Annotated in this window: 27 protein-coding genes; 22 read left to right on the top strand and 5 right to left on the bottom strand. The window is 65.9% G+C overall.

The features are described 5' to 3' along the window. Positions 1-32: 32 nt before the first annotated feature. From trpS to AC5RT3_RS07210, 3 genes are all read left to right on the top strand, one after another. Complete coding sequence (trpS, locus tag AC5RT3_RS07220; protein WP_494123857.1) at positions 33-1,076, top strand: tryptophan--tRNA ligase; 1,044 nt, start codon at positions 33-35, stop codon at positions 1,074-1,076. 4 nt (positions 1,077-1,080) lie between these two features. Continuing rightward, the gene (locus AC5RT3_RS07215) at positions 1,081-1,677 is read left to right on the top strand and encodes a 2'-5' RNA ligase family protein (RefSeq protein WP_494123856.1); all 597 of its coding nucleotides are present in this window, start codon (positions 1,081-1,083) and stop codon (positions 1,675-1,677) included. Positions 1,678-1,771: 94 nt separating this feature from the next. Further along, positions 1,772-2,785 (top strand): YihY/virulence factor BrkB family protein, encoded by a 1,014-nt coding sequence (locus AC5RT3_RS07210; protein WP_494123855.1) that lies wholly within the window; start codon positions 1,772-1,774, stop codon positions 2,783-2,785. Here AC5RT3_RS07210 and AC5RT3_RS07205 read toward each other — a convergent pair. The 5 genes from AC5RT3_RS07205 to sdhC all read right to left on the bottom strand — a co-directional run bounded on the left by AC5RT3_RS07205 (position 2,742) and on the right by sdhC (position 7,143). Beyond that, on the bottom strand, positions 2,742-3,512 hold the full coding sequence (locus AC5RT3_RS07205; protein ID WP_494010665.1) for an alpha/beta hydrolase family protein: 771 nt from the start codon (positions 3,510-3,512) through the stop codon (positions 2,742-2,744). The two genes, AC5RT3_RS07210 and AC5RT3_RS07205, sit on opposite strands and share 44 nt — an antisense overlap. 93 nt (positions 3,513-3,605) lie before the next feature. Then, complete coding sequence (locus AC5RT3_RS07200; RefSeq protein ID WP_494051383.1) at positions 3,606-4,388, bottom strand: succinate dehydrogenase iron-sulfur subunit; 783 nt, start codon at positions 4,386-4,388, stop codon at positions 3,606-3,608. A 1-nt stretch (position 4,389) separates the two neighbouring features. Next, entirely contained in the window at positions 4,390-6,189 is a 1,800-nt protein-coding gene (sdhA, locus tag AC5RT3_RS07195; protein WP_494123854.1) for a succinate dehydrogenase flavoprotein subunit, read from the bottom strand. 108 nt (positions 6,190-6,297) lie between these two features. Then, on the bottom strand, positions 6,298-6,759 hold the full coding sequence (locus AC5RT3_RS07190; RefSeq protein ID WP_494010662.1) for a succinate dehydrogenase hydrophobic membrane anchor subunit: 462 nt from the start codon (positions 6,757-6,759) through the stop codon (positions 6,298-6,300). Positions 6,760-6,762: 3 nt separating this feature from the next. Continuing rightward, positions 6,763-7,143, bottom strand: coding sequence for a succinate dehydrogenase, cytochrome b556 subunit (gene sdhC, locus AC5RT3_RS07185; RefSeq protein ID WP_015936418.1), 381 nt, complete (start codon positions 7,141-7,143; stop codon positions 6,763-6,765). A gap of 267 nt (positions 7,144-7,410) precedes the next feature. Here sdhC and AC5RT3_RS07180 point away from each other — a divergent pair, with 267 nt between their 5' ends. From AC5RT3_RS07180 to AC5RT3_RS07090, 19 genes are all read left to right on the top strand, one after another. Continuing rightward, on the top strand, positions 7,411-8,544 hold the full coding sequence (locus tag AC5RT3_RS07180) for a mannose-1-phosphate guanylyltransferase (protein ID WP_494123853.1): 1,134 nt from the start codon (positions 7,411-7,413) through the stop codon (positions 8,542-8,544). A gap of 99 nt (positions 8,545-8,643) precedes the next feature. Further along, positions 8,644-9,843 carry an amidohydrolase gene (locus AC5RT3_RS07175; protein ID WP_494010660.1) on the top strand — a complete coding sequence of 400 codons (1,200 nt, stop codon included), beginning with the start codon at positions 8,644-8,646 and terminating at the stop codon, positions 9,841-9,843. Positions 9,844-9,968: 125 nt separating this feature from the next. Beyond that, positions 9,969-10,403 carry a MarR family winged helix-turn-helix transcriptional regulator gene (locus tag AC5RT3_RS07170; protein WP_494123852.1) on the top strand — a complete coding sequence of 145 codons (435 nt, stop codon included), beginning with the start codon at positions 9,969-9,971 and terminating at the stop codon, positions 10,401-10,403. Positions 10,404-10,457: 54 nt separating this feature from the next. Further along, positions 10,458-10,889, top strand: a complete 432-nt coding sequence (locus AC5RT3_RS07165) for an organic hydroperoxide resistance protein (protein ID WP_494123851.1) — start codon at positions 10,458-10,460, stop codon at positions 10,887-10,889. Beyond that, positions 10,886-11,920 (top strand): NADP-dependent oxidoreductase, encoded by a 1,035-nt coding sequence (locus AC5RT3_RS07160; protein WP_494123850.1) that lies wholly within the window; start codon positions 10,886-10,888, stop codon positions 11,918-11,920. Before AC5RT3_RS07165 ends, AC5RT3_RS07160 begins: the two co-directional genes overlap by 4 nt. 257 nt (positions 11,921-12,177) lie before the next feature. Next, positions 12,178-13,284 (top strand): BMP family lipoprotein, encoded by a 1,107-nt coding sequence (locus AC5RT3_RS07155; RefSeq protein ID WP_494051389.1) that lies wholly within the window; start codon positions 12,178-12,180, stop codon positions 13,282-13,284. A gap of 176 nt (positions 13,285-13,460) precedes the next feature. Beyond that, entirely contained in the window at positions 13,461-15,047 is a 1,587-nt protein-coding gene (locus AC5RT3_RS07150; RefSeq protein ID WP_494123849.1) for an ABC transporter ATP-binding protein, read from the top strand. Further along, entirely contained in the window at positions 15,040-16,431 is a 1,392-nt protein-coding gene (locus tag AC5RT3_RS07145; RefSeq protein ID WP_494123848.1) for an ABC transporter permease, read from the top strand. The genes AC5RT3_RS07150 and AC5RT3_RS07145 overlap by 8 nt, the downstream gene beginning before the upstream one ends. Then, entirely contained in the window at positions 16,428-17,747 is a 1,320-nt protein-coding gene (locus AC5RT3_RS07140; RefSeq protein WP_494103444.1) for an ABC transporter permease, read from the top strand. The genes AC5RT3_RS07145 and AC5RT3_RS07140 overlap by 4 nt, the downstream gene beginning before the upstream one ends. After that, on the top strand, positions 17,744-18,160 hold the full coding sequence (locus AC5RT3_RS07135) for a cytidine deaminase (RefSeq protein WP_494051393.1): 417 nt from the start codon (positions 17,744-17,746) through the stop codon (positions 18,158-18,160). Before AC5RT3_RS07140 ends, AC5RT3_RS07135 begins: the two co-directional genes overlap by 4 nt. Then, positions 18,157-19,473 carry a thymidine phosphorylase gene (locus tag AC5RT3_RS07130; protein ID WP_494123847.1) on the top strand — a complete coding sequence of 439 codons (1,317 nt, stop codon included), beginning with the start codon at positions 18,157-18,159 and terminating at the stop codon, positions 19,471-19,473. The genes AC5RT3_RS07135 and AC5RT3_RS07130 overlap by 4 nt, the downstream gene beginning before the upstream one ends. 6 nt (positions 19,474-19,479) lie before the next feature. Continuing rightward, entirely contained in the window at positions 19,480-20,109 is a 630-nt protein-coding gene (locus AC5RT3_RS07125) for a DedA family protein (RefSeq protein WP_494123846.1), read from the top strand. Positions 20,110-20,289: 180 nt separating this feature from the next. After that, positions 20,290-21,012 carry a DedA family protein gene (locus AC5RT3_RS07120; protein ID WP_494010650.1) on the top strand — a complete coding sequence of 241 codons (723 nt, stop codon included), beginning with the start codon at positions 20,290-20,292 and terminating at the stop codon, positions 21,010-21,012. 39 nt (positions 21,013-21,051) lie between these two features. After that, positions 21,052-22,182 carry an adenosine deaminase gene (locus tag AC5RT3_RS07115; RefSeq protein WP_494123845.1) on the top strand — a complete coding sequence of 377 codons (1,131 nt, stop codon included), beginning with the start codon at positions 21,052-21,054 and terminating at the stop codon, positions 22,180-22,182. A 73-nt stretch (positions 22,183-22,255) separates the two neighbouring features. Next, positions 22,256-22,867 (top strand): MazG nucleotide pyrophosphohydrolase domain-containing protein, encoded by a 612-nt coding sequence (locus tag AC5RT3_RS07110; protein ID WP_494123910.1) that lies wholly within the window; start codon positions 22,256-22,258, stop codon positions 22,865-22,867. A gap of 90 nt (positions 22,868-22,957) precedes the next feature. After that, entirely contained in the window at positions 22,958-24,238 is a 1,281-nt protein-coding gene (eno, locus tag AC5RT3_RS07105; protein ID WP_494010648.1) for a phosphopyruvate hydratase, read from the top strand. Positions 24,239-24,393: 155 nt separating this feature from the next. After that, positions 24,394-25,053, top strand: a complete 660-nt coding sequence (locus AC5RT3_RS07100; protein ID WP_494123844.1) for an FtsB family cell division protein — start codon at positions 24,394-24,396, stop codon at positions 25,051-25,053. A 28-nt stretch (positions 25,054-25,081) separates the two neighbouring features. After that, positions 25,082-25,753: a DUF501 domain-containing protein gene (locus AC5RT3_RS07095; RefSeq protein ID WP_494010646.1), complete on the top strand. Its 672-nt coding sequence runs from the start codon at positions 25,082-25,084 to the stop codon at positions 25,751-25,753. Beyond that, the gene (locus AC5RT3_RS07090) at positions 25,750-26,697 is read left to right on the top strand and encodes a Ppx/GppA phosphatase family protein (RefSeq protein WP_494051401.1); all 948 of its coding nucleotides are present in this window, start codon (positions 25,750-25,752) and stop codon (positions 26,695-26,697) included. The genes AC5RT3_RS07095 and AC5RT3_RS07090 overlap by 4 nt, the downstream gene beginning before the upstream one ends. Positions 26,698-26,702: the final 5 nt, after the last annotated feature.

Raw genomic sequence — 26,702 nt, 5'->3', positions numbered from 1 at the left:
CCGCAGCTCCAAGCCCCGAAAGTTTCCTTCCCATGACTAGCCAGACCTCCCCGGCCGCAAAGAAGCGCATCCTCTCCGGTGCCAAGCCCACTGCGGACTCGCTGCACCTCGGCAACTACATCGGTGCCGTCCGCAACTGGGTGGACATGCAGGCGGAGTACGACGCCGTCTTTTTCATTCCCGACCTGCACGCCATCACCGTCGACTTCGATCCCACGGACCTGGCCAGGCGCACCCGGATCGTGGCCGCACAGTACATCGCCGCCGGCATCGATCCGGACAAGAGCATCTTCTTCGTCCAGTCCCACGTGCCCGAGCATGCGCAGCTGGCATGGGCGTTGAACTGCATCACGGGCTTTGGTGAGGCCTCCCGGATGACGCAGTTCAAGGACAAGACCCAGAAGTCCGGTGCGGACGCCGCCACGCTCGGGCTTTTCGCGTACCCCACCCTGATGGCAGCGGACATCCTGCTCTACCAGACGGACTTGGTACCGGTAGGGGAGGACCAGCGCCAGCACCTGGAACTGACCCGCAACCTGGCCCAGCGCTTCAACACACGGTTCGGGACAACGTTCACCGTTCCGGAGGCGACGATCGTCAAGGAAACCGCGAAGATTTACGACCTCCAAAACCCGAGCGCCAAGATGTCCAAGACCGGCGAGTCGCCCAACGGGGCCATCCAGCTGCTTGACGACCCCAAGATCGCGGCCAAGCGCATTAAATCCGCAGTGACGGACGCGGGCACCGAGATCAGGTTCGACCGCGAGGAGAAGCCCGGTGTTTCCAACCTGCTGACCATTTACTCCTCGCTGACCGGCAAGTCCATCGCGGAGCTGGAGGCGGAGTACCAGGGCAAGATGTACGGCCATCTGAAGGTTGACCTCGCCGAAGTGGTGGTCGAGTTCGTCACCCCCCTGCGGGACCGCACCAATGAGCTGATGTCCGACCCGGCAGAGCTGGACCGGCTGCTGGCCCTCGGTGCTGAACGTGCCCGTGAGATTGCCTCGGTCACCCTTGGCCAGGTGTATGAGCGCATGGGCTTCCTGCCCTCCCTGAGCCTTGCGGGAGTCCGCTAGCGCCATGGCATCCAGCGTAGGCGTCATCCTGGGGTTCCCTCCTGACATTGCGGAGGAGCTGCAGCGCTGGCGGGCGTCCTTCGGCGACCCGCTGGCGGATGTTGTGCCTGCCCACATCACCCTGGTGACCACCACGCCCACGCATGACTGGGACGCCACGTGTGAGCACGTGCGCGAGGTGGCGCGCCGGCAGAGCCCGTTCATGGTGACGATCGCCGGCACGGGGACTTTCCGACCCGTTTCACCGGTGGTCTTCATCAACGTGGAGGAAGGGTTCGAGGACTGTGTTGAGCTGCACGGGAAACTCCAGCAGGGCCCGCTCCAGCGGGAACTTCCCTTTGCCTACCATCCGCACGTCACCATAGCCCACGACGTCGCCCCGGAAAGCCTTGATGAGGCGGAAACGGCGCTGAAGAACTACAGGGCCACCTTCCCCGTGGTTAGCATGGGTCTTTACGAGCACGATGCAGACGGCATTTGGCAGCTACGGGAAGAGCTGGACTTTGGGAGCGAAACTGACAACCACGCCGGCACCAGATTCGCGGAAGCCGCCGCGGAAGCCGCAGCCAAAGCAGGCGGAGCAGCAGCCTCTTCCCACTGAACGTGCCCAGCTGAAGCTTGCCGTCATCCAGAAACGGATTGACTGGGGAAGGGCACGCAGGTCCGGCGGAGGCCCCCTGGCCGCACTGATGGCCATGTTCCAGTGGATCCTGGCCCGGCTCAACGTATTTCGGCCGATGCGCGCGCTCCGGCACTACACCCTTCAGCGCGGCCCGCTGATGAGCGCCGGCATCGGCTTCAACATGTTTTTCTCCATCACCGGCCTCCTCACCACCGGCTTCTCCATTGCCGGCCTGGTCCTGCGGGGACAGCCGGCCCTCCTGGAGACGGTGATCAGCAGTGTGGCATCGAGTGCGCCCGGGCTCTTGAAGCTCAACGGCGGCCCCGGGCTGGTGGATCCGCAGGACCTGCTGAACCCGGATGGGCTGGGCTGGACAGCTGTGATCGGCTCGTTGGTCACGGTGGTCACCTCGCTGCGCTGGATTTCCGGTATCCGGGAGGGGCTGCGCGGCGTCCTGCAGCTGGCGCCGCTGACGGTCAACCCCATCCTCCTGAAGCTGCGGGATGCCGGAACGCTGCTGCTGCTGGGTGTTGCGCTGGTGATCAGCGCGGGGGCTTCCCTGGTGTTCGGAGCCGCTGCGGGGTGGGTCTCGGACTTCCTGCGGCTCGATGACGCGCTGGCGGGGCCGTTGACCACCTCCGTCAAGATTGCTGTTCCCCTGGTCCTGGGCTGGGCAACGGCGTTCATCATGTATAAGGTCGCTGCGAGCCTCAAACTGTCCCGCAGGGCACTGCTGGAAGGCACCGTCCTGGCGGCGCTGGGCACCGGCGTGCTTCAGATCTTCAGCACCGAACTGCTGGCAGGCGCCAGCCGCAACCCCATCCTTGCGCCGTTCGCCATCATCATCGGCCTCCTGATCTGGTTCAACCTGGTGAGCCAGGTGTACCTGATCTCTGCAGGTTGGGCTGCCATCCGGGAAGCAGACCTTCGGCACGGCCCCTCAGGTCACGACAAGGGCATGTGGGGTGCACGCCAGGTGCAGCCGGGTAAAGTACCGGTCCAGCCCGGGAAGGCCCCGCTCTACTCCGAGGACGGCAAAGCCGCTACTGCCCGGCGTCGAGGTACTGGTCGGCCCACGCAGCGATAATCCGTGCGGCCCGTGCCGCCTGGCCCTTGCCCGTCAACAGATGGTCGCTGCCCTCCAGGGACACAAAATTGCGCGGGTGGCGGGCCGTCTGGAAGATGGTGCTGGCATTCTCGATTCCCACGGTGTTGTCCGTGGGGGAGTGGAGCACCATCAGTGGCTTGTGCAGCTGCCGGATGCAGTCTGTGAGGTCAGCCCTCTCCAGGTCCTCCACGAAGTGCTTGCGGATCTCCACCCGCTTGCCGCCAAGGTCCACCTCGGCGCTGCCCTCACTCAGGATCTTGTCCAGTGCAGCGTCAAAGACATGCGCAACGTGCTTGGGTGAGAAGGGGGCGCCGACTGTTGCGACGGCGTCGAGCTCCGGAATCTCCCTGGCGGCGGCCAGCACTGCGGCGCCGCCGAAAGAGTGCCCCACCAGCAGGGAAATCGCCTTTCCTTCATTCCGCATGAACTCGGCAGCCTTGACCGTGTCCGCCACCTTATGGCTGAACGAACCCGCGGCCCACTCCCCGCCGGAACCGCCAAGGCCCAGGTTGTCGAAGCGCAGCATGCCTACGCCGCTGTCCGCCAGGGCTTTGCACATGCGGGAAGCCGACGGTGCATCCTTGCCCAGGGTGAAGCCATGCGAGAAGACGCCCCAGCCCTTCACCGGGCCTTCCGGCACATCGATGATGCCGGAGAGGATTTCCCCCGTGGAGCCGGCGAACGAGACTTTTTCGGAGCGGGACACCGCGTCCCCTTTCTGTCGTTGATACGACGACGGCGCCGCTCACCGTACGTTTTCCGTACAAGTGAGCGACGCCGTCGTCCGCTTGATCCCTGGTCAGATCTTGCGGGAAAGAATTGCCTGCTTGACCTCGGCGATCGCCTGCGTCACCTGGATGCCGCGGGGGCATGCCTCGGAGCAGTTGAAGGTGGTGCGGCAGCGCCACACGCCTTCCTTGTCGTTCAGGATTTCCAGGCGCATGTCACCGGCATCATCGCGGGAATCGAAAATGAAGCGGTGTGCGTTCACGATGGCCGCCGGGCCGAAGTACTGGCCGTCGGTCCAGAACACGGGGCAGGAGGACGTGCACGCGGCGCACAGGATGCACTTGGTGGTGTCATCGAAACGCTCTCGGTCCTCGGCGGACTGCAGGCGTTCCCGGGTGGGCTCGTGGCCCTTGTTGATAAGGAACGGCATGACCTCGCGGTAGGACTGGAAGAACGGCTCCATGTCCACGATGAGGTCCTTCTCCACCGGCAGGCCCTTGATGGGTTCCACCGTGATGGGCTTGGACGTGTCCAGGTCCTTCAGCAGGGTCTTGCAGGCCAGGCGGTTGCGTCCGTTAATGCGCATGGCATCGGATCCGCACACGCCGTGGGCGCAGGAGCGGCGGAAGGACAGGCTGCCGTCCATCTCCCATTTGACCTTGTGCAGGGCGTCCAGGACGCGGTCCGTGCCGTACATGGTGAGGTGGAAATCATCCCAGGTCGCTTCTTCGGAGACTTCCGGGTTGTACCGGCGGACGCGCATGTGCACATCGAACGTCGGGATCTCGCCGCCACCGCCGACGCCGGCAGGCAGTTCAATCTTTGAGGCTGGCTCAGCGATTTCAGCGGACATCTTAGTACTTCCTCACCATCGGCTCGTAGCGGGTAAAGACAACCGGCTTGGTGGCGAGGCGGATGCCGGCAATTGCTTCTGCCGATCCGTCAGCCGGAGCGTGGTCGTCCTTGTACGCCATGGAGTGCTTCATGAATTTCTCGTCGTTACGTTCCGGGAAGTCCTCGCGGAAGTGTCCGCCGCGGGATTCCTCGCGGTGCAGCGCGGCCACGGTCATTACCTTGGCCAGTTCCAGCAGGAAGCCGAGCTCAACGGCTTCGAGCAGGTCCAGGTTGAAGCGCTTGCCCTTGTCCTGGACGTTGATGCGCTTGTACCGCTCCTCGAAGGAGGCGATATCCTGCAGCACCTGGTTCAGCGTTTCAGCGGTACGGAACACCTGCATGTTGGCGTCCATGGTGTCCTGCAGTTCCTTGCGGATCTGCGCCACCTTTTCGTTGCCAACGCCGTTGCGGGCAATGTCCAACAGCTCGGTGGTGTATGCCACCGGGTTCTCCGGCAGTTCCACAAAGCTGGCGGTCTTGGCGTACTCGGCAGCGGCGATGCCCGCGCGCTTGCCGAACACGTTGATGTCCAGCAGCGAGTTTGTGCCCAGGCGGTTGGAACCGTGCACGGACACACAGGCCACCTCGCCGGCGGCGAACAGGCCGGGGACAACGGTGTCGTTGTCCTGGAGAACTTCGGTTTCGATGTTCGTCGGAATGCCGCCCATGGCGTAGTGCGCCGTGGGGAACACCGGAACAGGCTCGGTGTAGGGCTCGACGCCAAGGTAGGTGCGGGCGAACTCGGTGATGTCCGGAAGCTTGGCGTCGATGTGGGCCGGCTCCAGGTGGGTCAGGTCCAGCAGCACGTAGTCCTTGTTCGGGCCGCAGCCGCGGCCTTCACGGACTTCGTTGGCCATGGACCGGGCCACGATGTCACGGGGTGCCAGGTCTTTAATGGTGGGGGCGTAGCGCTCCATGAAGCGCTCACCCTCGGAGTTACGCAGGATGGCACCTTCACCGCGGGCAGCCTCGGAGAGGAGGATGCCCAGGCCGGCCAGGCCGGTCGGGTGGAACTGGAAGAACTCCATGTCCTCCAGCGGAATGCCCCGGCGGAAGGCGATGCCCATGCCGTCACCGGTGAGGGTGTGGGCGTTCGAGGTGGTCTTGAAGACCTTGCCGGCGCCGCCGGAAGCGAACACCACGGATTTTGCCTGGAAGACGTGCAGTTCACCGGAGGCGAGGTCGTAGGAGACCACGCCCGCCACGCGCTTCTGCTTGTAGGGGGTGCCGTCCTCGCGGACCGCGTCCTCTTCAACCGTCAGGAGGTCCAGGACGTAGTACTCGTTGTAGAACTCGACGTTGTGCTTGACGCAGTTTTGGTACAGCGTCTGCAGGATCATGTGGCCGGTGCGGTCCGCGGCGTAGCAGGCGCGGCGGACGGGCGCCTTGCCGTGGTCGCGGGTGTGGCCGCCGAAGCGGCGCTGGTCGATGCGGCCTTCGGGCGTGCGGTTGAACGGCAAACCCATCTTTTCCAGGTCAAGCACGGCGTCGATGGCTTCCTTGGCCATGACCTCCGCGGCATCCTGGTCAACCAGGTAGTCGCCACCCTTAACGGTGTCGAACGTGTGCCATTCCCAGTTGTCTTCCTCGACATTGGCAAGGGCTGCACACATGCCACCCTGGGCCGCACCGGTGTGCGAGCGGGTGGGGTAGAGCTTGGTCAGTACTGCTGTGCGGGCACGCTGACCTGATTCGATCGCGGCGCGCATGCCAGCGCCACCGGCACCGACGATGACGACGTCGTACTTATGGACCTGCATACCAGATGCTCTTTCTCTCAAAATTCGCTATGGAACAACGGGGCGGCGTTGCCTGCTCCGCAAAACAAGGCCCGCGGGAAAGCCCGCGGGCCCGGGGTGGTGCCGGTGCTAGGCAGGGCAGAATCCGCCCGGCAGGGGAACGCCGTCCACGACGGGGCACGGATCGAAGGTGAAGATCACCAGGGTGCCCAGGACGATGATGACCACGGTGGCGGAGTACAGGACAGTCTTCAGCCAGCGGCGGGTGGTGTCCTTCTCTGCGTAGTCATTGATGATGGTGCGCACGCCGTTGGTGCCGTGCAGCATGGCCAGCCACAGCATGGCCAGGTCCCAGAACTGCCAGAAGGGATCCGCCCACTTGCCGGCCACGAAGCCGAAGTCGATGGCGTGGATGCCTTCGCCCACCATGAGGTTCACGAAGAGGTGTCCGAAGATGAGGACTACCAGCACCACGCCGGAGAGGCGCATGAACAGCCAGGCGATCATTTCGAAGTTGCCGCGGGTGCCGCCGTTGCGCCGGTACTGGGGGGCGATCCGCCCGCTGCGGGGGCTCTCGATGGTTGCAGACATGGCTTAGTGGCCTCCGAGGGCGAGGGACAGGTGGCGGATGGAGAAGGCGACCATGGTCACGACCCACAGGCCCAGGACTGCCCACAGCATCTGCCGCTGGTACTTGGCACCCTTCTTCCAGAAGTCGACTGCGATGATCCGCAGGCCGTTGAAAGCGTGGAACACGATGGCGGCGACAAGGCCGGTTTCGCCAAGGGCCATCAAGGGGTTCTTGTATGCACCGATCACGGCGGTGTAAGCCTCGGGAGACACACGCACCAAGGAGGTGTCCAAAACGTGGACCAACAAGAAGAAAAAGATCACTACACCGGTAATACGGTGTCCTACCCAGGACCACATGCCTTCACGGCCGCGGTACAAGGTGCCAGCTGGTTTTGTCGGCACTGATAAACCTCCCTGCAACACAGCGGCGCTGGCATGAGATCCACGCGGGGGGAACGCCTGCTGCGAGAGCACTCGTAGCTCAGGCCTAAATCTAGGCTCAGCTAACAGCTTATTCAATTTAGGAACGCCTTGGTGCCCTGTAGTGGCGCGGATTTCTGAAAATTATGAGACAAACGCCACACCGCCCGCCCGGTTCATGGCCACACTGTGTCAGCGCTCCGGTTCGCGCGGGAGGCTCCAACGGCTCGTCAGCTAAAGTAGGCGGTGATGAGTACAGACAAAGTGACAAGCCCGGCATCACCCCTTGACCGCTTCATCGCGGTGATCCCGGCCGGCGGAGTGGGGACCCGCCTCTGGCCTCTGTCACGAGCCGCAGCTCCCAAGTTCCTCCACGACCTCACGGGTTCGGGCAGTACGCTGCTGCGCGCCACCTACGACCGGCTGCACCCGCTGGCCGGAAGCCGGATGCTGGTTGTCACTGGCAAGGCGCACCGCGAGGCAGTGTGCCGCCAGCTTCCCGAGGTCACGGACTCGGATCTGGTGCTCGAGTCCGAGCCCAAGGACTCGGCGGCAGCCATCGGGCTAGCCGCGGCCATCCTGCACGAGCGCGATCCCGGAACCATCATGGGTTCCTTCGCCGCCGACCATGTGATCAGCCCGGACGATCTCTTCCAGGCGGCCGTCCGCGAGGCCATCCACACCGCCGCCGCGGGCAAGATCGTGACCATCGGCATCAAGCCGACGCACCCCTCCACCGGTTTTGGGTACATCCTTTCCGGCCAGGACCTCCACATCGAGGGCGCACCCAGCGCGCAGGACGTGGTGGAGTTCGTGGAAAAGCCGGACGAGGCGGTGGCGCAGCAGTACGTGGACAGCGGCAACTACGTGTGGAACGCCGGCATGTTCGTTGCGCCGGTTGCGCTGCTGCTCAAGCACCTCGAAGCCAACCAGCCGGAACTGTTCCAGGGCCTGCAGGAGATCGCGCGTGCCTGGGACACCCCTAACCGGGACGAGGTCACGTCGCGCATCTGGCCCACCCTGCCGAAAATCGCCATCGACTATGCCGTCGCGGAGCCCGCCGCGGAAGCCGGGGACGTCGCCGTCGTGCCCGGAACCTTCCGCTGGGACGACGTCGGTGACTTCGCCTCCGTGGGCAGGCTCAACTCCGCCAAGGAAGTGGATGACGTCACTGTCCTCGGCGAAGGCGCGCGCGTCTTCACCGAGAACTCCAGCGGCGTGGTGGTTACCGACACCAAGCGCGTGATCGCCCTGATCGGCATCGAGGACGTGGTCATCGTGGACACCCCCGATGCCCTGCTGGTCACCACCATGGCCAACTCGCAGCGGGTCAAGGCAGCCGTTGACGCCCTCAAGGCCAGCGGCGACACGGACGTCCTTTAACCCAAAGTTTGCCTGCAGTTCTTGCCGTCACGGTTGCCCGGGATGTAACGCGGTAACCGTGATGGCCTGTATCGCGTCCATCCTCGCTAGAGTGATGAAGTGCGCAATTACACTACTGAAGCCGAGCCCACCGCCCTGGTGTCGCCCTGGCTCGAACCGCTCCTGCCGGAACTGATTGAATTCCGCCGGGACCTGCACGCGCACCCCGAACTCTCCTTCAAGGAGTACCGGACCACGGACAAACTGGCCGAGCGCCTCGAGGAGGCCGGCCTGAAACCCCGCCGCCTCGAGGGCACCGGGCTCACGGTGGACGTCGGCGACGGTCCCATTGCCACCGCCCTGCGCGGCGACATCGACGCCCTGCCCATCATCGAGGAAACGGGCCTGCCGTTCGCGTCCAAGAACCACGGCGTCACCCACGCGTGCGGCCACGACGTACACACCGCCACCATGCTGGGCATTGCCCTGGTACTGCACCGCATGCACCAGGAGACCCCCCTGGGCGGGACCGTCCGGATCATCTTCCAGCCCGCCGAGGAGACCATGCCGGGCGGTGCCCACGCCTGCATTGAGCAGGGCGTCCTGGAGGGCGTGCCCCGGATCATGGCGCTGCACTGCGACCCGCGCATCGAAGTGGGCAAGATCGGAACGCGCATCGGGGCCATCACCTCGGCATCGGACACCATCCGGATCGAGCTTTCCGGCCGGGGCGGGCACACCTCCCGGCCGCACCTGACGGAAGAGCTGGTGTTCGCCCTGGCCCAGATCGCGGTCAACGTTCCCGCCGTCCTGTCCCGCAGGGTGGATGTCCGCAGTGGAGTGTCCGTCGTCTGGGGCCAGATTTCCGCCGGATCCGCGCCGAATGCGATTCCCGGCACCGGCTACATGGCGGGAACCATGCGCTGCCTGGACCGCGAGGCCTGGCACGAGGCCGGCGAGCTGCTGGACGAGGTGGTCCACCAGGTGGCGGCGCCCTACGGTGTGGACGTCCGGCTTGAACACACCCGGGGTGTGCCCCCGGTGGTGAACTCCGAACACGAAACGGCGATCATTGAGGCAGCCGCGCGCGCGGAAATCGGCGAGAGCGCCGTGGTGCTGACGCCCCAGTCCATGGGCGGGGAGGACTTTGCCTGGTTCCTTGCCGAGCTCCCCGGCGCCATGATGCGCCTGGGCACCAAGACCCCCGGCGGCGAGGAATATGACCTGCACCGCGGCGACTACATCGTGGACGAGCAGGCCCTGGGCCTGGGCATCCGGGTCCTCACTGCGGCCGCCCTGCGCACCATCCGCGACTTCTAAACGCTTTCGGGAAAGCCCGACGCCGGCACGTGCTGAAGTGCCGGCGTCGGGCTTTTTCATGCCTTACCAGCGCCTCGGACCTTGGTAAGTTGTGCACAACTTAGTTGTCCTCTACTGTTGTTGCCATGAGTGAAGCTCCCCGCCTGGACCGCCAGGTCTGTTTTGCGCTCTACTCCGCTTCCCGCGCAGCAACCGCCGTATATCGGCCCGTCCTGGAAGACCTGGGCCTGACCTACCCGCAGTACCTGGCCATGCTGGTTCTCTGGGAGAACGAGCCGCGGGGCGTGAAGGAACTGGGCGATGAGCTCGGCCTTGACTCCGGCACCTTGTCGCCGCTGCTCAAGCGGCTTGAGGCCCTCGGCCTTGTTGAGCGGCGCCGGTCCGGCGAGGATGAGCGCCGGGTGGCCATCCACCTCACGCCCGCGGGGAGGCGCCTGAGCGGAAAGGCCTCCGCCATTCCCCAGCGGCTCGCCGACGCCGCAGGGCTCACGGCCATAGAGCTCGAGCAACTGCGCGAAACCCTGGGCAAGCTCACCGCCGCCCTCCACGCTGCGCTTTGACCGCCTTCCCGGAACCACCCCATGAGTATTGATCCCGACAGAACGGATATATCCATGAAGCCCCTTTACACTGCAGTTGCCCTTGCCTCCGGCGACGGCCGCGACGGCACCGCCCGTACCCGTGACGGCAGGCTGGACGTTTCCCTCGCCAGTCCGGTTGAACTCGGCGGCACCGGCGACGGGACCAATCCCGAGCAGCTCTTTGCCGCCGGGTATGCCGCGTGCTTCCACTCGGCCCTCCGCCTGGTGGCACGCCAGGAACGCGCCGACCTGACGGATTCCGCAGTGGCTGCCAAGGTGCACCTTGGCCGGCTTGACGGCGGGGAGGCCTTCGGCCTGGCCGCCGAACTGGAGGTTGCGCTGCCTGCCCTGGACCGGGATACAGCCGAGGCCCTGGTTGCCAGGGCACATGAGATCTGCCCCTACTCCAATGCCACCCGCGGCAATATCAGCGTGGACATCAAAGTCCTGGAGTACGCGGGATGAGCGCCGCCACCCTTCCTGCCGCCACCCTTCCTGCCGCCACCCGGGAAATCCGCCTCGCCTCCCGCCCGGTGGGCCGTCCCGCAGCAGCAAACTTCCGGCTCGCAGAATCGCCGCTGCCCGCGCTGGGCGACGGGCAGGTCATGGTGCGGAACCTCTTCATCTCTGTTGATCCCTACATGCGCGGCCGCATGAACGACGTCAAGTCCTACTCGCCGCCCTTTGCCCTCGACGAAGCACTCGACGGCGGTGCGGTGGGCGAGGTGATTGCGTCCCGTTCCACGGCGCTCCAGGAGGGCGACGTCGTCGTACATTCGCTCGGCTGGCGGGAATACGCCGTCCTTGACGGGGAAGCCGCGAAGCCGGCCCGCACCGACTTGGCGCCGGCGTCGGCCTTCCTGGGCGCCCTCGGCATGACCGGCCTGACCGCCTACGCGGGACTGCTCAAGGTCGCCGAGTTCAAACCGGGCGACGCCGTGTTTGTCTCGGGTGCGGCAGGAGCCGTCGGCTCGCTGGTGGGCCAGATCGCCAAGGCCATGGGTGCCTCCCGTGTCATCGGTTCTGCGGGTTCCCCGGCCAAGGTAGCCAGGCTCCTGGAGCTTGGCTTCGATGCCGCCTTCGACTACCACGACGGTCCGGTGCGGGACCTGCTTGAAGAGGCGGCCGGCAGCCGGGGCATCGACGTCTACTTCGACAATGTGGGCGGAGAGCACCTTGAAGCTGCCCTGTCCGTGCTGGACGTTGGGGGACGGGTGGCCATGTGCGGCGCCATAGCCCAGTACAACTCCACCCAGCCCACGCCGGCCCCGCATAACCTGGCGCTGGCCATCGGGAAGCAGCTCACCCTCCGCGGCTTCCTGGTGGGCGGCCAGCGGCAGCACTCCGCAGAGTTCGCCGAGAAAATGGCAGGCTGGCTGGCCGACGGCACCGTCCGGTACGACGAGACCATCGTGGACGGGCTGGAAAACGCTCCGCAGGCATTCATGGACCTGCTGGACGGTGCCAACACGGGCAAGATGCTGGTCAGGCTCTAGCACCTCCGCCTGCCCTGCCCAGTAGGGGGTGCCGCGCGGACGCGGCACCCCGTACTGGTTGGTAACAACTTGTAAACAATCTCAAGGAAGTTGCCTTGCCGTGCTATTGGACGTGGCGCAGGCCACTAAAGTGGGTGCCATCAGTGCGCTCCGGCGCAGTGCTGCGAGCCCTCAGTGAAAACAGAATTTCAGTGCAGAAACGGACACTCATTGAATTCGAGCCGTAGCGCCACTCTCTTCATCCTGGAGGAATCTTGATGTCATCACTGCGTGCACACCTCAAGCGCGGTTCCGTTGCCGGCCTGGCCACGGTGGGCGCCACAGCGCTCGTGCTGGCCGGTTGCGGTGCGCCTCCCGAAGCCGGCGGCGGCTCCACTGCCGGCGCCAGCGACTACACGGGCTGCATCGTCTCCGACTCGGGCGGGTTCGACGACCAGTCCTTCAACCAGTCCTCCTACGAGGGGCTGAAGAAGGCCGAGACGGACCTTGGAATCAAGGTCAACCAGGTGGAGTCCAAGACCAACAACGACTTCGAGCCGAACCTGCGGGCCATGGTGACAGCAGGCTGTGACCTCACGCTGACCATCGGCTTCCTGCTCGGCGACGCGACAAAGAAGCAGGCCGAGGCCAACCCGGACAGCCACTTCGCCATCGTCGACTACAGCTACGACCCGCCGATCAGCAACGTCAAGCCGATCATCTACGACACCGCGCAGGCCGCGTTCCTGGCCGGCTACCTTGCCGCCGGCACCACCAAGACCGGAACCGTGGCAACGTTCGGCGGCATCAAGCTTCCCACCGTGACCATCTTCATGGACGGCTACGCGGACGGCGTGAAGTACTACAACGAGCAGAAGGGCAAGGACGTCAAGCTCCTTGGCTGGAACAAGGAAGCCCAGGACGGCAGCTTCACCGGCGACTTCGAAAAGCAGGACGTTGGCAAGCAGCTCACCCAGAACTTCCTGGACCAGGGCGCAGACATCGTGATGCCCGTTGCCGGCCCGGTGGGCAAGGGTGCCGGTTCCGCCCTCAAGGAAGCCAAGGCTGCCGGCAAGGACGTCAAGCTGATCTGGGTCGACTCCGACGGCTACCTCACCGCCCCTGACTACAAGGACATCATGCTGTCCTCGGTCATGAAGACCATGGGTGAGGCCGTGGAAGCCGTGGTTAAGGATGACAAGGAAGGCAAGTTCAGCAACGAGCCCTACGTCGGTACCCTCGCCAACGAAGGCGTCCAGCTGGCACCCTTCCACGATCTTGACTCCCAGGTTCCTGCGGACCTGAAGTCCGAGCTGGAGCAGATCGAGAAGGACATCATCGACGGAAAGCTGAAGGTGGAATCCGCGGCCAGCCCGAAGGCCTGATTCCTGCATGAGCGCCACCGCCCGGCCCGTTACCGACAGGCCGGGCGGTGGCGCTTTTTGCTGGCCGCAATTCGGGCCCGCCGCCCGCTCATCCTCCGGCTGCACCCACTAGGCTGGTGCTGCAGCCTCATATCCCGTCCGGTGGACCACCGGACGCTTCGAGATTGGTCAGAGTTTTGAAACTTGAACTCAGAGGGATCACCAAACGATTTGGCACGCTGCTGGCCAACGACCACATAGACGTGGTGGTTGAGCCGGGACAAATCCACTGCCTGCTCGGCGAGAACGGGGCAGGAAAATCAACCCTGATGAATGTGCTGTACGGGCTGTATGAGCCCACTGACGGGGAAATCCTCGTTGACGGCAAACCCGTAACCTTCCGCGGACCGGGCGACGCCATGGCCGCCGGCATCGGCATGGTGCACCAGCACTTCATGCTGGTCCCTGTTTTCACAGTGGCCGAAAACGTGGCCCTGGGCGCCGAGCCCACCAAGGCCGCGGGCTTCCTGAACCTGGACGAAACCCGCCGCCGGATCAAGGAGATCTCGGACCAGTACGGGTTCGACGTCGACCCCGACGCCCTGGTGGAGGACCTTCCGGTGGGCGTCCAGCAGCGCGTGGAGATCATCAAGGCCCTGGTCAGGAACGCCAAGGTCCTGATCCTTGATGAGCCCACAGCCGTCCTGACGCCGCAGGAGACCGACGAACTCCTGGACATCATGCGCCAGCTGAAGTCCGGTGGTACCTCGATCGTCTTCATCTCGCACAAACTGCGGGAGGTCAAAGAGGTGTCCGACACCATCACGGTGATCCGGCGCGGCAAGGTGGTGGGTTCGGCCGATCCCTCCGCCGCCACCTCGGAGCTGGCCTCCATGATGGTGGGCCGTGCTGTCAGCCTCAACCTGGACAAGGCGCCGGCAAAGCCCCAGGAAAAGACGTTCGTGGTGCGCGACCTCACGGTGATCGCACCGAACGGCCAGCATGTGGTGGACGGACTCGGCTTTGACATCGCCCGGGGCGAGATCCTCGCCCTCGCCGGGGTGCAGGGCAACGGCCAGACCGAGCTGACGGAAGCCATCCTTGGCCTGCAGGAGCGGGTCTCCGGTTCGGTCACCCTCGACGGCAAGGAACTCCTGGGCCGCCCCGTCAAGGAAGTCCTCAAGGCCGGCGTCGGTTTCGTGCCCGAAGACCGCAAGGTGGACGGCCTGGTGGGGACCTTCTCCGTGGCGGAAAACCTCGTCCTGGACCTGTATGACAAACCGCCGTTCGCCAAAGGCATCAGCATGAGCCCGGCAAGGATCCTCGAAAACGCCAAGGCACGGATCGGTGAGTTCGACGTCCGCACCCCCTCCGCGGCCGCGGCCGCCGGGACACTGTCCGGCGGCAACCAGCAGAAGGTGGTGATGGCGCGGGAGCTCTCGCGGCCCCTGCGGCTGTTCATCGCCTCCCAGCCCACCCGGGGCGTGGATGTGGGCTCCATCGAATTCCTGCACCGCCGGATCGTTACCGAGCGCGACCAGGGCACGCCCGTCATGATCATCTCCACCGAACTGGATGAGGTGATGGAGCTGGCGGACCGGATCGCCGTTCTCTACAAGGGCAAGCTGGTGGGCATCGTCCCGGCCGGCACCAGCCGTGAAACCCTGGGCCTCATGATGGCCGGGATCCCGCCGGAGGAGCACGCGCACACTCCACAGGCCGGACCCGCCGCGGCCACAACCACCGCTTCCACTCCAGACGCCGAGGGAGACGACCATGTCTGACAACCATCCCCCCAAGCACGCGGCCGGGGAAGGGCATGGCACCAAGCCTTCCGGCAAGCCCCACCACAAGGCCAGCCAGGCGGAGGAGGAAACCGCCGCCGTCGTCTCCGTTGACACCGCCGGCGGTGCCATGGAGCCCTCCGCCGTACCTGCCACCGCCCAAAGCGGACAGCTTCCGGGCGGCCCCGACACGGTGCTCCGCAGGATCTTCACCGGCAGCGGCATGGTCTCGCTCCTGGCGGTGCTGCTGGCCCTCATCATCGGCGGCCTCCTGATCGCCAGCACCGATGCGCGGGTGGCCGCCACCTCCACCTACTTCCTTGCCCGGCCCACGGACTTCCTCGTCGCCGTCTGGGACGCAGCCACCCGATCCTACGTCGCCCTGTTCCAAGGCTCAGTGTTCAACCCCCGCGGAAACAGCGTGGCCGCCCAGTTCGCGCCGTTCATGGAAACGCTCACCATCGCCACGCCGCTTATCACGGCCGGCCTGGGTGTGGCACTGGCGTTCCGGGCAGGCCTCTTCAACATCGGCGCCCAGGGGCAGATCATCGTGGCGGGCATCCTTGCCGCGTGGGTGGGCTTCGCGCTGCACCTGCCGTTCGGCTTGCACCTCCTCCTGGTGCTGGTGGCAGGGATCGTCGGCGGCGCCCTGTGGGGCGGGCTGGTGGGCGTGCTCAAGGCACGAACCGGTGCCCACGAGGTCATCCTCACCATCATGTTCAACTACATCGCACTGTATTTCCTGCGGTACCTGCTGAACACGCCGGCGTTCCAGCGCCCGGGGGAGTCCAACCCCATTTCCCCCATCCTGGACCCCTCGGCCGTCTATCCGCAGATCTTCGGCACGCAATACCGGCTCCACCTTGGCTTCATCCTGGCCATCGGCGCCACCTTCCTGGTGTGGTGGCTGCTGAACCGCTCTACCGTCGGGTTTGAATTCCGGGCTGTGGGCGCCAACCCCAAGGCGGCCCAGACCGCCGGCATCAACGTTTCCCGATCCACCATCCTCGTGATGGCCATGGCCGGCGCACTGGCCGGAATGTCCGGCGTCGCGCAGGTGGCCGGAACCGAGAAGGTGCTTACCGACGGCGTTGCCGCCACCTACGGTTTCGATGCCATCACCGTCGCGCTGCTGGGACGTTCGACGCCGTGGGGCACCTTTGCAGCCGGCCTGCTGTTCGGCGCCTTCCGCGCCGGGGCCGTCCAGATGCAGATCCAGACCGGCACCCCTATCGACATCGTCCTGGTGGTCCAGTCCCTGATTGTCCTGTTCATCGCGGCGCCGCCGCTGGTCCGCGCGGTCTTCGGACTGAACCCGCGGCGGAAGAAGCCTGCCCGTCCGGCGAAGTCCCGGCAGGCAGCAACTACCGGAGGTGCAGCATGAGCACAACAGTTTCGTCCCCGCGCCCGGGAACACCCCAGCCAGCCGGAACCGACGCCGGTGCCGCCGCCCTTTCCGCCAAGCCGGTGGGCTGGAAGACGCCCGTCCTGCTGGCAGCCTTCGGTCTGATCGCACTGGTCTTCTTCGGCCTCCTGGCCCCCAACCAGACGGCAAGCTTCGGCATCTCCACCGGCGAGGACTTCTTCCAGCTGCCTGCCCTGGCGGTGAACGCGTTCGCCGGCGGCATCGTGCTGTCAGTGCTGATGCTGGGGCTGGCCGCCTACGCGGTCTACCTCAAGACCAAGGACCGGCCCGCGCCGGGCTGGCTGCCGGTGACCTTCATCGTCCTGTTCGTCGCAGCATTCCTTATCTGGGTTGTGGGCGGCGCCCGCACCCCAAGCATCTCGCTGGCCGGGCTGATCGCCGGCTCGGTCACCCTGGCCGTTCCACTCGTGTTCGGCTCGCTCTCAGGCGTCCTCTGCGAACGGGTGGGCGTGGTCAACATCGCCATCGAAGGCCAGCTGCTCGGCGGTGCGTTCACTGCTGCCATTGTGGCCAGCATGACGCAGAACCCGTTCGTGGGGCTCCTGGCTGCCGCGATCGCCGGTGCACTGGTGTCCATGGTGCTGGCACTGTTCAGCATCAAGTACCTGGTGAACCAGATCATCGTCGGCGTCGTCCTGAACGTGCTCGTCTCCGGCGTCACCGGCTTCCTGTTCAGCACTGTCATGCAGGAGGACAGCGAACGGTTCAACTCCCCGCCCGGGCTGGAGGCCATTGAGATTCCGGTCCTCTCCAGCATTCCGGTGATCGGCCCCATCCTGTTCCGGCAGACCCTGGTGGGTTACCTGATGTACATCGCAGTCTTGGTGGTCTGGGTGGGCCTGTTCAAGACCCGGTGGGGCCTGCGGGTCCGGGCTGTAGGTGAACACCCGCAGGCCGCGGACACCCTGGGCATCAACGTGAACGCCACCCGCTTCTGGAACGTCACCCTGGGCGGTGCCGTCGCCGGGATCGGTGGTTCCTTCTTCACCCTGGTGGCCATTGACAGCTTCACCAAGGAGATCTCCGGCGGCCGCGGCTTCATCGCCCTCGCTGCCCTCATCTTCGGCCGGTGGAACCCGATCGGTGCGTTCTTCGCGGCGCTCCTGTTCGGTTTCGCGGACAACCTGCAGAGTATCGTCACCATCATCGGAACCCCGGTTCCCAGCCAATTCATGGCCATGCTGCCGTACCTGGTGACCGTCCTCGCAGTCGCCGGCCTGGTGGGCAAGTCCAGGGGACCGGCAGCCAGTGGCATACCCTACGTCAAGGGATGACCGGCGTGGACCAGGCAACCACGGTGGACTGGCAGGCGCTGGAAGCCGCCGCCGTCGCCGCCATGCGCAACGCTTACGCCCCCTACTCCAAGTTTCCGGTGGGGGCCGCTGCCCTCACCGGTGACGGGAGGATCGTCAGCGGCTGCAACGTGGAGAACGCCAGCTACGGGCTGACCCTCTGCGCCGAGTGCGCCCTGGTAGGCAACCTGCAGATGACCGGCGGCGGACTGCTGCGCGCGTTCTACTGCGTGGACGGCAGCGGCAACATCCTGATGCCCTGCGGCCGCTGCCGGCAGTTGCTCTACGAATTCCGCGCCCCGGACATGGAACTCATGACCACCCGGGGCATCAAGACCATGGACCAGGTGCTGCCCGACGCCTTCGGTCCCGAACACCTGGAGGAAACCCGGTGACTGACAGCAAAGCTGAAGCATTCGACGCCGTTGACATCATCCGCATCAAGCGGGACAAGGGAACCCTGAGCCCCGAACAGATCGACTGGACCATCGATGCCTACACCCGGGGCGCCATCGCCGACGAGCAGATGGCCGCGCTGAACATGGCCATCCTGCTGAACGGCATGAACCGGACGGAGATTGCCCGCTGGACCGCAGCCATGATCGCCTCCGGCGAGACCATGGACTTCTCCAGCCTCCGGCGGCCCGACGGCGGCCTGAAATACACCTCGGACAAGCACTCCACCGGCGGCGTGGGGGACAAGATCACACTGCCCCTGGCCCCGCTGGTTGCGGTGTTCGGGGTGGCAGTGCCGCAGCTGTCCGGCCGCGGCCTCGGCCACACCGGCGGGACGCTGGACAAGCTTGAGTCCATCCCGGGCTGGCGTGCGTCCCTCAGCAACGAGGAAATGATGGCACAGCTGCAGGACGTCGGGGCGGTCATCTGCGCCGCCGGTGCCGGCCTGGCCCCGGCGGACAAGAAGCTGTACGCCCTGCGCGATGTCACCGGAACCGTGGAAGCCATCCCCCTGATCGCCTCGTCCATCATGAGCAAGAAGATCGCCGAGGGCACCGGCTCCCTGGTCCTGGACGTGAAGGTGGGCAGCGGCGCGTTCATGAAGGACGAAGCCTCTGCCCGTGAGCTGGCCGAAACCATGGTGGCGCTGGGCAAGGACGCAGGGGTCAACACGGTCGCCCTGCTCACCAACATGGACACCCCGCTGGGCCTCACGGCAGGAAATGCCATCGAGGTGGAGGAGTCCGTGGAGGTCCTTGCAGGGGGCGGCCCGGACGACGTAGTGGAGCTGACGGTCCGGCTCGCGGAGGAGATGCTCGCCGCCGCAGGGGTGCACGACGCCGACCCCGCGGCCGCCCTCAAGGACGGCCGGGCCATGGACGTGTGGAACCGGATGATCCAGGCGCAGGGCGGAGATCCCCGCGCCAAGCTGCCGGCGGCGCGGGAATCCGAAACGGTGTACGCACCGGCCGACGGGGTCCTCGTGGAACTGGATGCCCTGGCCGTTGGCGTTGCCGCATGGCGCCTGGGAGCAGGACGCGCACGCAAGGAGGACGCGGTACAGGCAGGCGCCGGCGTCAGGATGCACGCCAAGCCGGGCGCAGTGGTCCGGGCCGGGGAACCGCTGATGACCCTGCTTACCGACACCCCAGAGAAATTCACGCGGGCCAAGGAGGTCCTGGAACAGGCTGTGGTTATCGCCCCGGAAGGATCAAGGCCGGCGCAGCGGCTGATCCTGGACCGCATAGCATAGGGGATCATGCAGGCCATCAATGACTTCATCGTCGCCGCAGCCGGGCAGCCCTGGGTGCTCTTCCTGGTGTTGGCGTGCTGCATCATTGACGGCTTCTTCCCGCCCATTCCCAGCGAGTCCGTGGTGGTGGGGCTGTCCGCCGTGGCCGCCACGGCGGACGTCCCCAACCCCTGGCTTTTAGTGCTCGTGGCCGCCCTGGGCGCCTTCTCAGGGGACAACATCGCCTACCTGATCGGGCGCCGTGTCGGCACCACCCGCTGGTCCTGGATGCGGCGTCCGCGCATGCAAAGCGCCTTCCGCTGGGCCGGCGGCGAACTGCGGAAGCGCCCTGCATCACTCATCCTCGTTGCGCGGTTCGTGCCCATTGGCCGGGTCGCGGTGAACCTGACGGCGGGTGCCACGCAGTACCACCACCTTCGCTTCATCGCCCTCACAACCCTTTCAGCCGTCCTCTGGGCGGTGTACTCCGTGGGGATAGGGCTGTTCTTCGGCCAGTGGTTCGAGGAGAACCACCTGCTGGGCGCCGTCATCGCCATCGTGTGCGCCGTGGCGCTCGGCATCGTGGTGGACGTGGTGATCAACCGCCTTCGCCGGCAGACCCCCGTGGTCGAACGCATGCGGGAACCCGAGGCCTGACCGGACGGAATATCACCCCCAGGGACGACGCATCGGGCCCCCGGCCGGGGATAGCGTGGGAAAGGTGTTTCCCGGCCCCGGGCGTAGCGGACGGCGCCCGGGCCATGGGACACTTAGGAACGATTTCCGCTACGGCAGCGTCGCTATAGCTGCGTCATCATTGTCTAGGAGCAAGACCGCGTGGAGTTTATTAATGAGGCCGTGCTCCATGCAGCGGGCCAGTGGTGGATCTACCCGGTCCTGCTCGTGTTTTTCTTCGTGGACGGCTTCGCCATGGTGGTGCCCAGCGAAACCCTCATCGTCGCCCTGGCAGCCTTCGCCCGGCACAGCGGCCAGCCCAACCTCTGGATCCTTGGCACCACCGCGCTGATCGGGGCCATCGCCGGGGACAACATGGCCTTCATGCTGGGACGCCGGATCGGGCTGGACCGGTGGAAATGGATGCGCCGGCCCAAGGTCAGGAAGGCCTTCAGCTGGGCGCGCTATGAGCTGGACAAACGCGGGGCGGTCCTGATCTTCACGGCCCGCTACATCCCCTGGGGCCGTGTGGCCGTCAATTACGTGGCGGGCAGCACCGGCTTCGGCCACCGCAGGTTCTTCCTGTTGGATGCCTTCGCGTGCATCACCTGGGTGGGCTACTCCATCGGGATCGGGCTGCTGGCCAGTTCCTTCCCCTGGCTGCACCACAACCCGCTGCTCAGTGCCGGCATCGCCGTTGTCTTTGCCATCATCCTGGGCATCCTGATCGACCACCTGCTCCGCTGGTGGCACAAGCACCTTGCCCGGAACGACGCCCAAGAGGTGGACGAATGGCTCGACGGCGGGCCCTCCGGTGCCCGCAACGGCAAGCCCGGGTCCGGCGTCCTCGCGCCGTCCGCCGACGGCGGGCCGGCAACACCCTAGCCGCTGGCTTTGCGCCCCCGCCCACCCTAAGGTGGGAACGTGACTGAGCCTATTGTTGACGCTGCCCCTGCCATCGATTTTGACCTGAAGAACCTGCCTAAGGTCTCGCTTCACGACCACCTGGACGGAGGCCTCCGTCCGGCCACCATCATCGAACTTGCCGAGGCAGCCGGGCACACCCTTCCGTCCACCGATCCCGTGGCACTGGGCCAGTGGTTCCGGGAGTCGGCCGATTCCGGTTCCCTGGTCCGTTACCTGGAAACCTTCGACCACACCGTGGCGGTCATGCAGACGCATGAAGGCCTGTACCGGGTGGCCAAGGAATTCGTCGAGGACCTGGCAGACGACGGCGTCGTATACGGCGAAGTGCGATGGGCCCCCGAACAGCACCTCCAGAAGGGTCTCACGCTGGATGAAGCCGTGGAGGCCGTCCAGGAAGGCCTGGAAGCCGGGGTCGAGGCGGTAGGGGACAGCGGCCGCGAGATCCAGGTCGGCCAGCTGATCACGGCCATGCGCCATGCCGACCGCGGCCAGGAGATCGCCGAGCTCGCCGTCCGCCACCGCAACCGCGGTGCCGTGGGCTTCGACATTGCCGGCGCGGAGGACGGCTTCCTGCCGTCCCGTTTCAGGGACGCCTTCACCTACCTGGCCCAGCAGAACTTCCCTGCCACGGTGCACGCCGGTGAAGCTGCCGGACTGGAAAGCATCCAGTCGGCGCTCGTGGACGGCCGCGCGCTCCGCCTGGGCCACGGCGTGCGGATCGCCGAGGACATCATGGTGGAATTCGACGACGACGCCGAGGACACCATTGGCCTGGTCACCCTGGGCGACCTGTCCAGCTGGATTCGCGACCGTGGCATCGCCCTGGAAATCTGCCCTTCCTCGAACCTTCAGACCGGCGCGATTGCGCCCTTCGGCGAAGGTATCGACAGCCACCCCCTGGACATGCTGTACCAGCTGGGCTTCAACGTCACCATCAACACGGACAACCGGCTGATGGGCGGTGTTACCCTCACGGACGAGTTCGAGCTGCTGGTGGAGACGTTCGACTACGACCTCGACGACCTGCTCGAGCTCACCCTGAACGCCGCCGAGGCTTCCTTCCTGCCCCTGGAGGAGAAGGAGGCGCTGGTGGAGTACATCAACGACACCTACGCCAACCTTGGCTGAGCAGCCGGACCACAGCACCCCCGTGGGGGAGCTGTTGTCCGTGATTGCTGCGCTCCGCGAGCACTGCCCCTGGATGGGCTCGCTGACGCATAGCTCGCTCGTGGAGTACCTCCTCGAGGAAGCCTACGAAGTTGCCGAAACCATCGAGGCGGGCCATCCCGACGCCGAGCTCCAGGCCGAGCTGGGTGACGTCCTGCTCCAGGTGGTGCTGCACGCCCGGCTCGCCGAGGAGCGCGGCGCATTTAAGTTCGACGACGTTGCCCGCGGCCTGGCTGCCAAGATGGTCCGGCGGAATCCGCATGTCTTCCGTCCCGACGGCTCGCTGCAGGACACTTTCCCGGCCACGGTGGATGAGATCGTGCGGAAGTGGGATGCGGTGAAGCGGGCGGAGCGGCCAGCGCGCACCAGCCACTTCGAAGGGATCCCGCACGCCCTGCCCGCACTGGCCCGGGCGCAGAAGTCGGTGGACCGCGCAGCCCGCGCGGACGCACCCCTGCCGGCAGGGACGCCCGTCCCCGCAACTGAGGAAGAGCTCGGGGAGCTGCTCCTCGCCGTCGTACGCTCCGCACATGACGCCGGATTCGACGCCGAACGTGCCCTGCGCGGGGCTGTTCGGCGCTACCAGCAGGAGAAATCCCCGTCCCAACACCATCATGACGTCCGCGGCCCGGACCGGTTTCCGTAACCCGCACCACTCTCGACTACGCTGGTCCGTGACGAGTACGTCGAGTCTTTCTGCAAGATCCCCCGTTAATCGCCCATAAGGAGCAAATTCATGGCGCTTATCGATGCCATCCACGCCCGCGAGATCCTCGATTCCCGTGGCAACCCGACCGTAGAAGTTGAGGTCCTGCTCTCCGACGGCCAGATTGGCCGGGCAGCAGTACCTTCCGGCGCTTCCACCGGCGAGCACGAGGCCGTCGAACTGCGTGACGGCGACAAGGGCCGCTACCTTGGCAAGGGCGTCCAGAAAGCTGTCGACGCGATCATCGACCAGATCGCACCGGCGCTGACCGGTTTCGACGCGACCGACCAGCGCTCCATCGACCAGGCCATGCTGGACCTGGACGGCACCCCGAACAAGGGCAAGCTGGGCGCCAACGCCATCCTGGGCGTTTCCCTGGCCGTGGCCAACGCAGCCGCCGCCTCCGCCGACCTGCCGCTCTACAAGTACCTGGGCGGCCCCAACGCGCACGTCCTGCCCGTGCCGCTGATGAACATCCTGAACGGCGGCTCCCACGCGGACTCCGACGTCGACATCCAGGAATTCATGATCGCTCCCATCGGCGCCGAAACCTTCTCGGAAGGCCTGCGCTGGGGCGTTGAGGTGTACCACAACCTCAAGTCCGTCCTGAAGGAAAAGGGCCTGTCCACCGGCCTGGGCGACGAGGGCGGCTTCGCCCCGAACCTGCCCTCCAACCGTGCCGCGCTGGACCTGATCCAGGAAGCCATCAAGAACGCCGGCTACACCCCGGGCAAGGACATCGCCCTGGCCCTGGACGTGGCATCCTCCGAGTTCTTCAAGGACGGCGCCTACCAGTTCGAGGGCAAGTCCCTGAGCTCGGCCGAGATGAGCGCCTACTACACCGAACTCGTGTCCGACTACCCGCTGGTGTCCATCGAGGACCCGCTGGACGAGAACGACTGGGACGGCTGGAAGACCCTCACCGACGCCATCGGCGACAAGGTCCAGCTGGTGGGTGACGACCTCTTCGTCACCAACCCCTCCATCCTGCAGCGCGGCATCGACACCCGCACCGCCAACTCGCTGCTGGTGAAGGTCAACCAGATCGGCTCCCTGACCGAGACGCTGGACGCCGTCAGCCTGGCGCAGCGCTCCGGTTACACCACCATCACCTCGCACCGCTCCGGCGAGACCGAGGACACCACCATCGCCGACATCTCGGTGGCAACCAACGCCGGCCAGATCAAGACCGGCGCGCCGGCCCGCTCCGAGCGCGTTGCCAAGTACAACCAGCTGCTGCGCATCGAAGAGGAACTCGACGACGCCGCACGCTACGCAGGCCGCAGCGCGTTCCCGCGTTTCAAGGGCTAGTAGCCGCATAAAGCAATAAACGGTGGCTATGGTTGAAAAGACCATAGCCACCGTTGTTGTTTCAGCAGCATCCGTCAGCCCGGTTGTTGTCCAGCGCCGTTTTGTTGTTCAGCACAGACAGTGGCGGCCGCAGGCAGGCCGCGATCAGGAGTGTCATGGCTACCCGCCGTCCCAAAGTCCCCAAGGTCAGCCCCGCCCGTCCAGGAAGCGAAACCTCCGACGGCGCCGACGTCATCCAGGCGGATTTCGGCTCGGCCAAGGACAACCCGGGCCCGGCAGGAAGCCCCGGCGCCGACAGCAAGCCCCCGAAGGCACCAGCCGGACAGGCACCGGCCACGGGCGCACCCGCAGGGCGTGCCAGGCCGGGAAAGGGCAGCAGCGCAACCAACGGTGCCGCGAACCAACCCGCGGAAGAGGAGCAGCACCCTGTTCCGGCGAAGGCCTTTTCCGGCCGGATGCTGGCACTGGCCGTGGTGATGGTTGCGATCACCATCATGCTGGCGCCCACGGTGAAGATCTTCTTCGACAAGAAGTCGGAAATCGACGCGCTGAATGCCGATATCGCCGCGCGCGAGGCTGAAGGCGACCGGCTCCGCCAGCAGGTCTCCCGCTGGCAGGACCCCAACTACGTGAAACAGCAGGCCCGGGACCGCATTAACATGGTTATGCCGGGCGAAACCGGCTACTGGGTTTTCGGCAGCGATTTGCCCGCGGGAGAAGCCAGCAGCCACACCGGTGCAGCAGCACAAGACCCCGCCGATCTGCCGTGGGTGGATTCCCTGTGGGAGTCCATCGAGCGCGCGGCCACAGACTGAACCGCAAAAGGAAGGACGGCCCGCGACAGTGGAACACAACACGGCAGCCGCCCGGGACGACTCCCGCCAACCATCAGCACACGATCTTGAAGTATTGAGCCGGCAGCTGGGACGTCCGGTCCGCGATGTGGTGGAAATCCCTGCCCGCTGCGTGTGCGGCAATCCGCTGGTGGCGGCAACGGCTCCGCGGCTGAGCAACGGCACCCCGTTCCCCACCACCTTCTACCTGACGCATCCCGTGATCACCTCCGCGGTGTCCCGGCTTGAGGCGGCGGGGGTCATGAACACCATGAACGAGCAGCTGGCCGGCGACCCGGAACTGGCAGCCGCCTACCGGTCTGCGCATGAAGCCTACCTTGCCGCGCGGGACGCGATTGGCCGGCGTTCCGGCATCGGCGCTGTCCCGGAAATCGACGGAGTCTCCGCCGGGGGCATGCCCACCCGCGTCAAGTGCCTGCATGTCCTGGTGGGGCAATCGCTCGCTGCCGGACCGGGCGTGAATCCGCTGGGGGATGAGGCGCTGCAACAGATCCGCGAATGGTGGACGGCGGACAGGTGCTACTGCGAGGGGGCCTGGGACACCACCGGTGAAGCTCCTTCCCGGGACCTCAGCCGGCACGGTCCGCAGGGCCTGCCGGACATCGTGGGCCGCCCCGCCCCTGTGCGGAAGTCGGCCAATCCTGCCGAGGCTGCCCAGTGACCCGGGTAGCCGCCATTGACTGTGGCACCAATTCGATCCGCCTGCTGATCGCCGACGTACACCGCAGCAACGGCACCACCAGCCTCACCGACGTGGTGCGCGAGATGCGCGTAGTCCGGCTGGGGGAGGGCGTGGACGCCACCGGTGAACTCGCCCCCGCAGCACTGGAGCGCACGTTCGCCGCCACTGCCGATTACGCACAGCTGATCCGGGACCACGGCGCTGAGTCCGTCCGGTTCGTTGCAACCTCCGCCAGCCGGGATGCCCGGAACCGGGACGTCTTCGTGGATGGAATCCGCAACCTCCTGGGCGTGGAACCGGAAGTGATCTCCGGCGACGAGGAAGCTGCGTTGTCCTTTGCCGGTGCCAGCAGTGTCCTGCCCATCCTGGACGGCCACCAGGTTCTGGTGGTGGACCTGGGCGGCGGCAGCACCGAGTTCGTCCTCGGCACCGCACAGGGCGTCACCGCGGCGAAGTCGGTGGACGTCGGCTGCGTCCGGCTGACCGAACGGCACCTGCGGAACGATCCGCCCAGCGCGGAACAGATCGCGGCGGCGGAAGCTGACGTGGACGCAGCCATGGCCCTCGCCGGACAGCACGTTCCGCTGGAACAGGCAACCGCCGTCGTCGGTGTTGCCGGCTCCATCACCACCATCACCGCCCACGCCCTCCGGCTGCCCGAATACAAGCCGGACGTCATCCACGGCGCGGAACTGCCCATTGACACCGTCCGCGCCGCCTCGACGGACCTCCTGGAGATGGTCCGGTCGGAGCGCGCCGGACTGCCCTACATGCACCCGGGACGCGTGGATGTTATCGGAGCAGGGGGACTGGTGTGGCGCAGGATCCTGGAACGCCTGGGCGAACTCACCGGCGGCAGGATCACCACGGCGACGGCCAGCGAGCACGACATCCTTGACGGCATCGCCCTGAGCATCGGCTGAACCCG

The organism is Arthrobacter sp. Y3221159, assembly GCF_059089885.1.
Note: the sequence above shows the minus strand (reverse complement) of the source record. Positions and strands in the feature narration are given on the sequence as shown.

What these genes read in the sequence shown, in the direction of transcription:
- trpS (WP_494123857.1), top strand. Translation starts at nt 33, where the DNA reads ATGACTAGCCAGACCTCCCCGGCCGCAAAGAAGCGCATCCTCTCCGGT.
- AC5RT3_RS07215 (WP_494123856.1), top strand. Translation starts at nt 1,081, where the DNA reads ATGGCATCCAGCGTAGGCGTCATCCTGGGGTTCCCTCCTGACATTGCG.
- AC5RT3_RS07210 (WP_494123855.1), top strand. Translation starts at nt 1,772, where the DNA reads ATGTTCCAGTGGATCCTGGCCCGGCTCAACGTATTTCGGCCGATGCGC.
- AC5RT3_RS07200 (WP_494051383.1), bottom strand. Translation starts at nt 4,388, where the DNA reads ATGTCCGCTGAAATCGCTGAGCCAGCCTCAAAGATTGAACTGCCTGCC.
- sdhA (WP_494123854.1), bottom strand. Translation starts at nt 6,189, where the DNA reads ATGCAGGTCCATAAGTACGACGTCGTCATCGTCGGTGCCGGTGGCGCT.
- AC5RT3_RS07190 (WP_494010662.1), bottom strand. Translation starts at nt 6,759, where the DNA reads ATGTCTGCAACCATCGAGAGCCCCCGCAGCGGGCGGATCGCCCCCCAG.
- AC5RT3_RS07180 (WP_494123853.1), top strand. Translation starts at nt 7,411, where the DNA reads ATGAGTACAGACAAAGTGACAAGCCCGGCATCACCCCTTGACCGCTTC.
- AC5RT3_RS07170 (WP_494123852.1), top strand. Translation starts at nt 9,969, where the DNA reads ATGAGTGAAGCTCCCCGCCTGGACCGCCAGGTCTGTTTTGCGCTCTAC.
- AC5RT3_RS07165 (WP_494123851.1), top strand. Translation starts at nt 10,458, where the DNA reads ATGAAGCCCCTTTACACTGCAGTTGCCCTTGCCTCCGGCGACGGCCGC.
- AC5RT3_RS07160 (WP_494123850.1), top strand. Translation starts at nt 10,886, where the DNA reads ATGAGCGCCGCCACCCTTCCTGCCGCCACCCTTCCTGCCGCCACCCGG.
- AC5RT3_RS07155 (WP_494051389.1), top strand. Translation starts at nt 12,178, where the DNA reads ATGTCATCACTGCGTGCACACCTCAAGCGCGGTTCCGTTGCCGGCCTG.
- AC5RT3_RS07145 (WP_494123848.1), top strand. Translation starts at nt 15,040, where the DNA reads ATGTCTGACAACCATCCCCCCAAGCACGCGGCCGGGGAAGGGCATGGC.
- AC5RT3_RS07140 (WP_494103444.1), top strand. Translation starts at nt 16,428, where the DNA reads ATGAGCACAACAGTTTCGTCCCCGCGCCCGGGAACACCCCAGCCAGCC.
- AC5RT3_RS07135 (WP_494051393.1), top strand. Translation starts at nt 17,744, where the DNA reads ATGACCGGCGTGGACCAGGCAACCACGGTGGACTGGCAGGCGCTGGAA.
- AC5RT3_RS07125 (WP_494123846.1), top strand. Translation starts at nt 19,480, where the DNA reads ATGCAGGCCATCAATGACTTCATCGTCGCCGCAGCCGGGCAGCCCTGG.
- AC5RT3_RS07110 (WP_494123910.1), top strand. Translation starts at nt 22,256, where the DNA reads ATGGGCTCGCTGACGCATAGCTCGCTCGTGGAGTACCTCCTCGAGGAA.
- eno (WP_494010648.1), top strand. Translation starts at nt 22,958, where the DNA reads ATGGCGCTTATCGATGCCATCCACGCCCGCGAGATCCTCGATTCCCGT.
- AC5RT3_RS07100 (WP_494123844.1), top strand. Translation starts at nt 24,394, where the DNA reads ATGGCTACCCGCCGTCCCAAAGTCCCCAAGGTCAGCCCCGCCCGTCCA.